Origin of the sequence: Mesorhizobium sp. M7A.F.Ca.US.007.01.2.1 (genome assembly GCF_003998165.1) — a bacterium.
Lineage (GTDB): Bacteria > Pseudomonadota > Alphaproteobacteria > Rhizobiales > Rhizobiaceae > Mesorhizobium > Mesorhizobium ciceri.
Map to the genome: position 1 here is coordinate 1 of NZ_RZQP01000286.1, position 6814 is coordinate 6814.

Sequence of the window (6814 nt, forward strand, 5' to 3'; positions counted from 1 at the left end):
GTCGTCCATCATCGCTGCCGCGATCTTGGCGGTCTCTTTGGCGCGGGCGGTAATGGTGTGCATCGCCGACTTGCCGGTCTCGCAGACATCGGGTTTGCGTTCGCAAATGCCGGCGATATCGCCAACCGCTTCGCGTGCCGCAAACAAGGCCTGGATCGGTCCGACGCTTTCATGCCCCGCTTCATCGGGGCCGACACTCAATGGCAGCGCCAGCAGCACCAGCGAAAACCAGAAAGCCATTCTTATGAGGAAGACCATGCCCTTGCCCTCTCGTCGTGACCGGATCATGCATCCATATGGCATGACCTCTTTTGTAGGCAGGATTTTGGCACACAGGCGCAAAGGACGGCTTGCGGGCAAAGAGAGAATTTTCCTCAAATTTTAGGCAAATTCGAAACGAACCGTTCTGCAATCGATTTGTCTCAAATCCGAGCAATTTTCCTTAACAACAAATAACCATATATCCCCATGATTTTCCTGCGTTTTTCTTGAAATAGGGAAATCCAGGTGCCGAGTGCGCCCGGCCGATGGGTGCCGTCGGCGGATAACTCTCCGTTTACTATGGCTGCATTTGTCCGTGCTTTCGGCCGCCGGCATCCCGATATTTGCCGCAGGCCGGGCCCTGGTCGGCCCTGCCTTATCCATTCCTTAAACGCTGGATGCGAGTTTCAAAGCCAACCAGAACCATCTGCAAAGCAGAGCTGTCCACGACAAGTGCGAGTGCGTTGAGTTGAGTTCAATCAAGGCCAGATACGTTGAATTGCCTGGCGCGATTTCGGCCGGTTGCGAACGTATGGTCCATCCGTCCATCCTTGGGCGGAGCGACCGCGAGCGCCAGCGCCGCTTTATCGGCGTCATGCTCGCCGCTCCTTTCTTTGTCGCCGGTGCCGCGGTCACGCTGGTTACTTCAGGCATGGGCGTCGCCGTCACCATGGCCGCCATTTTCGCCGCCTTTGGCCTGTGCTGGTTCGTCGCCTTGCTGGTGGCGGCGACCGGCAAGATGGCGATAGCGAGTTGGGTCGCCCTGGTGCTGGCCGGCATTTCTCTCGGCAGTCTCATTGCCGCCGCGGGCGGGCTGAGTTCGCCTGTCGCCATGCTTGTCGTGGCGCTGCCTTTTGAAGCCTGGTGGATCGGCGCTTCGCGGCGGGCGGCGCTGTGGGGAGCCGTGTCGGCCGCTGTCGCCATCTTGGCTCAGCCTTTGGCTGGAACCGTATTCCCGTTCGCAGGAGCGCAGATCGCGGCGTGGCACTGGTTGGTGCCGTTGGCCTGGACGCTCACACTGATCCCGCGCGCATCGGCATTTCAAAACACGGCCGATGCGGCTGATGTGCTCGACACTGCCGACCGGCTCGAAGACATCATCGATGCGGTGGTCTTGCGCGTCGCCCGTCATGGCGAGGTCCTGGACGCGTCGCCAAAAGCGCGCACGCTTTTGAAACTGCCGCCCGAACTGCTGTCCGGAAACGGCCTCTTCGATCGCGTCCATCTGTCGGATCGCGTTTCCTATCTCAGCGCAATGGCCGACATGCGCGACGGCGCACTGTCGCGCCGGCTCGAATTGCGCATCCGGCTGCCTCAGAATGGCAATGGCCTGACGGCCGACAATTACCGGCCGTTCTCGCTTGATCTCGTGCGTGGTGAGGAACAAGGTGATGTCTTTACGTTCGTCCTGAGGCAGAATGACGAGATCGCCCGGTTGCGCGAGGATCTGGCGGCAGCCAATGAGGCGGCCGCGTCCGCCGAGGTGGCGAAGGGGCGCTTCCTGGCGGTGGTCAGCCACGAACTGCGCACGCCGTTAAATGCCATTATCGGCTTCTCGGATATGCTGCTGCATGAGATGTTCGGCGCCTTCAAGGATCCGCGCCAGAAAGAATATGTCGGCTTGGTACGGGATTCGGGCCAGCATCTGCTCGCCGTCGTAACCTCGATACTCGACGTGTCCAGGATTGAATCGGGCGTCTATGCGACCGAACCCGAGCCGTTCCGGTTCGCGGAAGCGGTCGACATGTGCCAGTCGATGATGCAACTGCAGGCGCAGGCCAAGAACATCGATCTGCAGGCGCAGATCGCGCCGGACGCCGGCGACATCAATGCCGATCAGCGCGCCGTGCAGCAGATGCTCATCAACCTGGTCTCCAACGCGATCAAGTTCACTCCCGACGGCGGCGACGTCGTCGTCGGCGCCAAGCGGATCGGTTCGCGCCTGCATTTCTGGGTCAGGGACACCGGCATCGGCATCGCCGAGGAGGATTTCGCCAATCTCGGCAAGCCCTTCATGCAGATCCAGAACGACTATACGCGCCGTTTCGAGGGGACTGGTCTTGGCCTTTCACTGGTCAAGGGCCTGGTGGCGCTGCACGAGGGCACGATGTCCATCGAAAGCATGCCAGGCGAGGGCACCACGGTGACCATCAGCCTGCCGGTGAACGGACCGAAGGGACATCAGGCGGAGAAAGCCGGCGTGCTGACCATGCCTGTGGCGATGGCGAAAGGGGACAGAGATGGCTCGCTCCGGAAAACCGGCTAAGGCGGTCAAGCGCCGCAGCAATGCCTTTCAGGACGGCGCTGTCGCCGTCGGCGGCATGATCTCGCGCAATCCTGTCCTGGTGGGCGGCTCGACGGCGTTCCTGGTGACGCTGTTCTATGTCTCCGCAAATGCCTTGTGGTACCAACCTTTCCCGCATGCCGGCGCATTTTTTGCGACCCGCAGCATTGCGGGCTTTCCGCACGCGACGCCCGACGAACCGGAGACGACATTCAACATCGTGCGGCCATCCGGCGCGCCGGCACCGATCAAGGGCGATCCGGTTGTCGAGCAGGTGCAAGGCATATTGAAGGATCTCGATTTCTATTCCGGGACGGTCGACGGCATTTCCGGACCCAACACCCGCAAGGCCATCCAGGACTATCAGCAGAAGGTCGGGCTCAATACGTCCGGCGAGATCGACGCGCTTCTGCTCGATCAACTGGGCGCGACGCCGAAGACAGCTTCCGTCGTGCCCAGACCGCAGCCGCGCCCGGATATGCCGGCCGCCGTTCCGGTGTCTTTGCAGACAGGTTCGGGACAGACAAATTCCGGGCAGGCGGATGCCGCGACGCAAGCGCCCGATGCCCGCATCGTCAAGATCCAGGCCGGGCTCAAGGCGTTCGGCAATGACGACATGCAGCTGGATGGTGTCGTCGGCGCGCGCACAAAGGCGGCGATCAAGGAATTCCAGTCGCTGTTCGGGCTGCCGCAGACCGGCGAGCCCGATGAGATCGTCTACGTCAAGATGCGCGAGATCGGCCTGACCAACTGACGGCCGAAACGACGGCTCGCCGAGCGGCGGAAATATCGATAGAGAACCGGCAGTTTCGGGAGCTCTCTCATGCGCGTCACATCGGATCTGTGGGTTTCGGCCCTGTTGCGCCGGATTTTCGGCGCCGGTGGATTTGCCGCCGTGGTCAAGCGTGGCGCGACCGAGGCCGGCGCTGTGTTCGTGCTGGCGCGGGGCAGGCTGGGTGAGGTTGCCCTGTTCGGGCCGGCGCCGCAGACAAGCTATGATTCGGCCAAGCCCGACGACCGGTTTTTCACTCTGCTCGGAGCTGGTGACGATCCCGCGGTGCTCGAAGCCAGGCTGGAACGGGAGAAAAAATTCGATCCCGACATCTGGGTGGTCGAAATCGAGGCCGGTGCCGTGCCCGTCGAGGAGCTTATTTCCGTGAAGACGCCCTGAGGCCGGAAGAAGCCGCCGCATCGTCGCTGTTCGAAGCGGTGCGTGTATCGCTGTTGGCAGGTGCTGCGCCGCGAACCACCCTTGAAAGGATTTCCGCTCTCCACGACCGCATCTTGTCCTGGGCCGCCTCGCGATGCAGCAGCCGGTAGCGGTCGAGGAAAGTCCGGATAGCCTGCGGGTGCGGGAACTGGCTGGGATAGACGGCAACCGTGACCAGGAAGGCCCTGTCTTCGCTGAGGTCGAGCGAGCGCAAGGCGACAAGCAGCGAGGCATAATTCTGGTTGGCGGTGAGCGATCGCGCGATCTCGAAATCGATGTCGAGTGCATCGGCGAGCGCGGTCTGGAAGAACGCGGCGTTTCCCGTCAGCGCTGTCTCGCGCAATTTCATATAGGTATCGGCGCCCTTGAAAGGGTCGGCGGTCGCTGTCTTCTCGTCGCCGGTGCGCATCATCGAGCGCAGCCTGCGCCGTGCATTCTCGGCCGCGATGCCGAGTGTCTGTTCCCGGGCTGGCTCGCCGGAGGCGGTATCCGCGCTCGCTGGCGCGATCTTGTCTGCCCCAGCGGCGTTCGCATCCGGGTCCGGCGCGCGCACCAGGGTTGGCCTCTCGAGGGCCCTGATCAGGTCAGCAATGGTCGGGTTCAAGCCCTTGCGGCGCGCGATGGCACGCGCATGCGGCAGGCCATGCCGCCCGATCAGGGCGATGAGATCGATGTCGCTGACGGCGCGTGAGCGGATGAGCAGCGGCGCGGCAATGTCGACCGGTTCCTCGCAAAGACGGCGCACCAGGGCAGCGGGCGCGTATTCGCATTCGGAAAGGGCGGCTGCCACGTAACGGCGGGATTCGACGGACACGTCATTGAACAGCGGCAGCGTCAGGTCTTCGAGTTGGCCGATCTCGCGGCGTGAAGGGCGGGTGAGCGAGCAGAACGCCGACACCGCGGCGCGGAACAGCCTTTCGGCCTTTCCCGAGTCTTTTCTTACCGCGATTTGCCTGAAGTCCGAAGATGACACGAAGGATACGCCCGTACTCGACACAAGCTTGGCGCGCTCGACCGGGACTGTGCCGGTTTTGCGAGCACCAAGAACAAAGATCAAGTTAGCGACGATCCGTTAGCGTTCCGTTAACCCTCTGCCGGCCTTAATGGCATTTGGAGGCGTTGCGTTGTGCTCCGGGGAAACCGAGAGGAATGCGCGAACCATGGGCATGGTACTGTCTTTCGTGCCGCGTACGGCACCAAACACCAGAGCAAAGCAAACCGCCGAAATGCCGGCGGCGGTGATCATCTTTCCCGGCATCCGCTACGAGCGGTCGCATGCCGGCGAAGTGCGGCCGGTCGATCCCGACAAGACGGGGTCGCCAGGGACGAAGCCGGTCCCGCACCACTGAGTTTCGGCGGCCACGGACCTTGGTCCGGGATCATGTCTATTCTAGAAGTCCTGCAACTCACAGGAACTCTGTTCGAAGAAGCGCGACACGATCGGCTTCCAGCTGCTGTCGGGGACGAAGGCACGGATGACGAAAATGCCTTCCTCGATCGGCGCTTCGACGAAGATCGCCCCCTGAAGATCCTCTGGAAGGTCCTTGCGCACGTCGATCATCTGCGCCGGCGTCAGCACCACGGCATCCAGAACGCCGCCGGTCGCTGTGTGGTCGTTGAAGGAATAGATGTTGTGGCCGCTGCGGTCGTAGACCGACACCGACCAGAACGGGACATGTCCAGGTGCCTTGACGCGGACCAAACCTTCGCCCAGGTCGAACCGGCACGCCGTTGCATAAAACAGCGGGTCGACGGATTTCACCACGGGCGCCCCACCGGCCTCGGCATCGAGCCGCGTCATCTTGTAGAGATCCGACGCCATGGACAGCCGCGACCAGGCGTCGCGTTCGGAAAATTCAGGCACCAGAAGCAGCACGGCGATGTGCACAATGCCGGCGCCGAGCAGGCCGAGCAGGACGGCATGCAAAAGTCTGCGCATCGCCGCATAAAAACTACGCATCGCAGCCGACCTTGACGATCCGCGGCAGCGAGACGTCCGACAGGCCCGTGCTGCTGGCAAGTGGCGTGTCGTAGAAGGTCAGCACGAAATACATCCTGCCGAAGCCGTCTGTCAGCAGCCAATTGCCGGGCATCGGGTGATGGCCGGCGGAAATGATCACCGAATTGTCGGGCTGGCGCACCACCCCGTAGGATTGCAGCGCCGCCAGCCGTGATTTGCCGGTCTCGACCACGCTGAGCGACTGGTCGGCGGCGTAGAGCGTCCAGAACCGCGCCGTCGGAAATCCGCCCTCGATGGTGTAGGTGCATTCGCGCTTGAGCTCGGCGCCGCCCGTGTCTCGCTCGGCGACGAAGGACAGCCCCTCGGCACGGCCGAGTGCAAGCACGCCCTCGCGCGCCACGCGAGCCTTGGAATAAGGATCGGCGGACGGCGTGCCGATATCGGGAAAGGCTGTCCATTGACCGATCCGAATGGCGCCGACGCCATCCTGGACTTTCAGCGCATACCAGACGCTGCCGCCACCGCCGATGATGGCTATGGCAAGCGAAAGCAACGTCAGGAAGGCAGTTTTGAGCATGAAGGGCCGGGGACACCGAAGAGTTGCCGCTCGGGGATATCGCGGCGCAGGGCCTTGTGGCAAGCGGGCCGATGTAGAATTGCAGCCGCCTCTTCCTTCTCCCCCTGCGGGAGACGGTGGCCGAGCGAAGCTCGGTCGGATGAGGGGTGTTCCAGCTTGGCAAGGACGGTGATCCGGCCAGCACCCCTCAACCGTCTCGGCGCTGCGCGCCGATCCACCTTCTCCCACAGGGGGAGAAGGAAGAGGCGCGCCATCACAGCGCCGACAGCGTCTCCGGCGGTTGAGGCGTATTGAGGACGGGCGCCGACTGGAAAAGGCTGGTCATGTCCCGCAGCGTCTGCGTCGTGCGGCTGGACAGCACCGGCGGCCGTTCGGCGGCTGCATCGGCCACCGCCTGCGCGTCGCTCTTCTTCTGTGCTTCCTCGGCCTTGGCAGCGATCTCCTCGTCGATGAAGGGCTTGTCGATGCCCGGGATCGGCTTGAGGTCGATGTTCTGGTGCGCATAGACCATCAGGCGCTGCC

8 protein-coding genes and 1 pseudogene are annotated in these 6814 nt (G+C 62.8%); 4 read left to right on the top strand and 5 right to left on the bottom strand.

The window, feature by feature from the left end:
* On the bottom strand, positions 1 to 258 hold a 258-nt coding region (locus EN949_RS31200), incomplete at its 3' end, for a DUF5330 domain-containing protein (RefSeq protein ID WP_127371882.1).
* Between the two features lie 535 nt (positions 259 to 793).
* Here EN949_RS31200 and EN949_RS31205 point away from each other — a divergent pair.
* From EN949_RS31205 to EN949_RS31215, 3 genes are all read left to right on the top strand, one after another.
* Positions 794 to 2527 (top strand): ATP-binding protein, encoded by a 1734-nt coding sequence (locus tag EN949_RS31205; RefSeq protein ID WP_064993402.1) that lies wholly within the window; start codon positions 794 to 796, stop codon positions 2525 to 2527.
* Positions 2502 to 3299, top strand: a complete 798-nt coding sequence (locus EN949_RS31210) for a peptidoglycan-binding protein (RefSeq protein ID WP_127366764.1) — start codon at positions 2502 to 2504, stop codon at positions 3297 to 3299. Before EN949_RS31205 ends, EN949_RS31210 begins: the two co-directional genes overlap by 26 nt.
* Before the next feature lie 69 nt (positions 3300 to 3368).
* On the top strand, positions 3369 to 3716 hold the full coding sequence (locus tag EN949_RS31215) for a DUF1491 family protein (RefSeq protein WP_013532655.1): 348 nt from the start codon (positions 3369 to 3371) through the stop codon (positions 3714 to 3716).
* Here EN949_RS31215 and EN949_RS31220 read toward each other — a convergent pair.
* Positions 3694 to 4728: a hypothetical protein gene (locus EN949_RS31220; RefSeq protein ID WP_164754860.1), complete on the bottom strand. Its 1035-nt coding sequence runs from the start codon at positions 4726 to 4728 to the stop codon at positions 3694 to 3696. The genes EN949_RS31215 and EN949_RS31220 overlap by 23 nt on opposite strands.
* A gap of 187 nt (positions 4729 to 4915) precedes the next feature.
* Here EN949_RS31220 and EN949_RS31225 point away from each other — a divergent pair, with 187 nt between their 5' ends.
* Complete coding sequence (locus EN949_RS31225) at positions 4916 to 5104, top strand: hypothetical protein (RefSeq protein WP_013532653.1); 189 nt, start codon at positions 4916 to 4918, stop codon at positions 5102 to 5104.
* Between the two features lie 41 nt (positions 5105 to 5145).
* On the opposite strand, the gene EN949_RS31230 is transcribed toward EN949_RS31225, so the two are convergent.
* The 3 genes and pseudogenes from EN949_RS31230 to EN949_RS31240 all read right to left on the bottom strand — a co-directional run.
* On the bottom strand, positions 5146 to 5715 hold the full coding sequence (locus tag EN949_RS31230; protein ID WP_013532652.1) for a DUF1254 domain-containing protein: 570 nt from the start codon (positions 5713 to 5715) through the stop codon (positions 5146 to 5148).
* Positions 5708 to 6292 carry a DUF1214 domain-containing protein gene (locus tag EN949_RS31235; protein ID WP_127371205.1) on the bottom strand — a complete coding sequence of 195 codons (585 nt, stop codon included), beginning with the start codon at positions 6290 to 6292 and terminating at the stop codon, positions 5708 to 5710. The genes EN949_RS31230 and EN949_RS31235 overlap by 8 nt, the downstream gene beginning before the upstream one ends.
* Before the next feature lie 253 nt (positions 6293 to 6545).
* Positions 6546 to 6814 (bottom strand): annotated as a pseudogene (locus EN949_RS31240) (penicillin-binding protein); the annotation flags it as partial.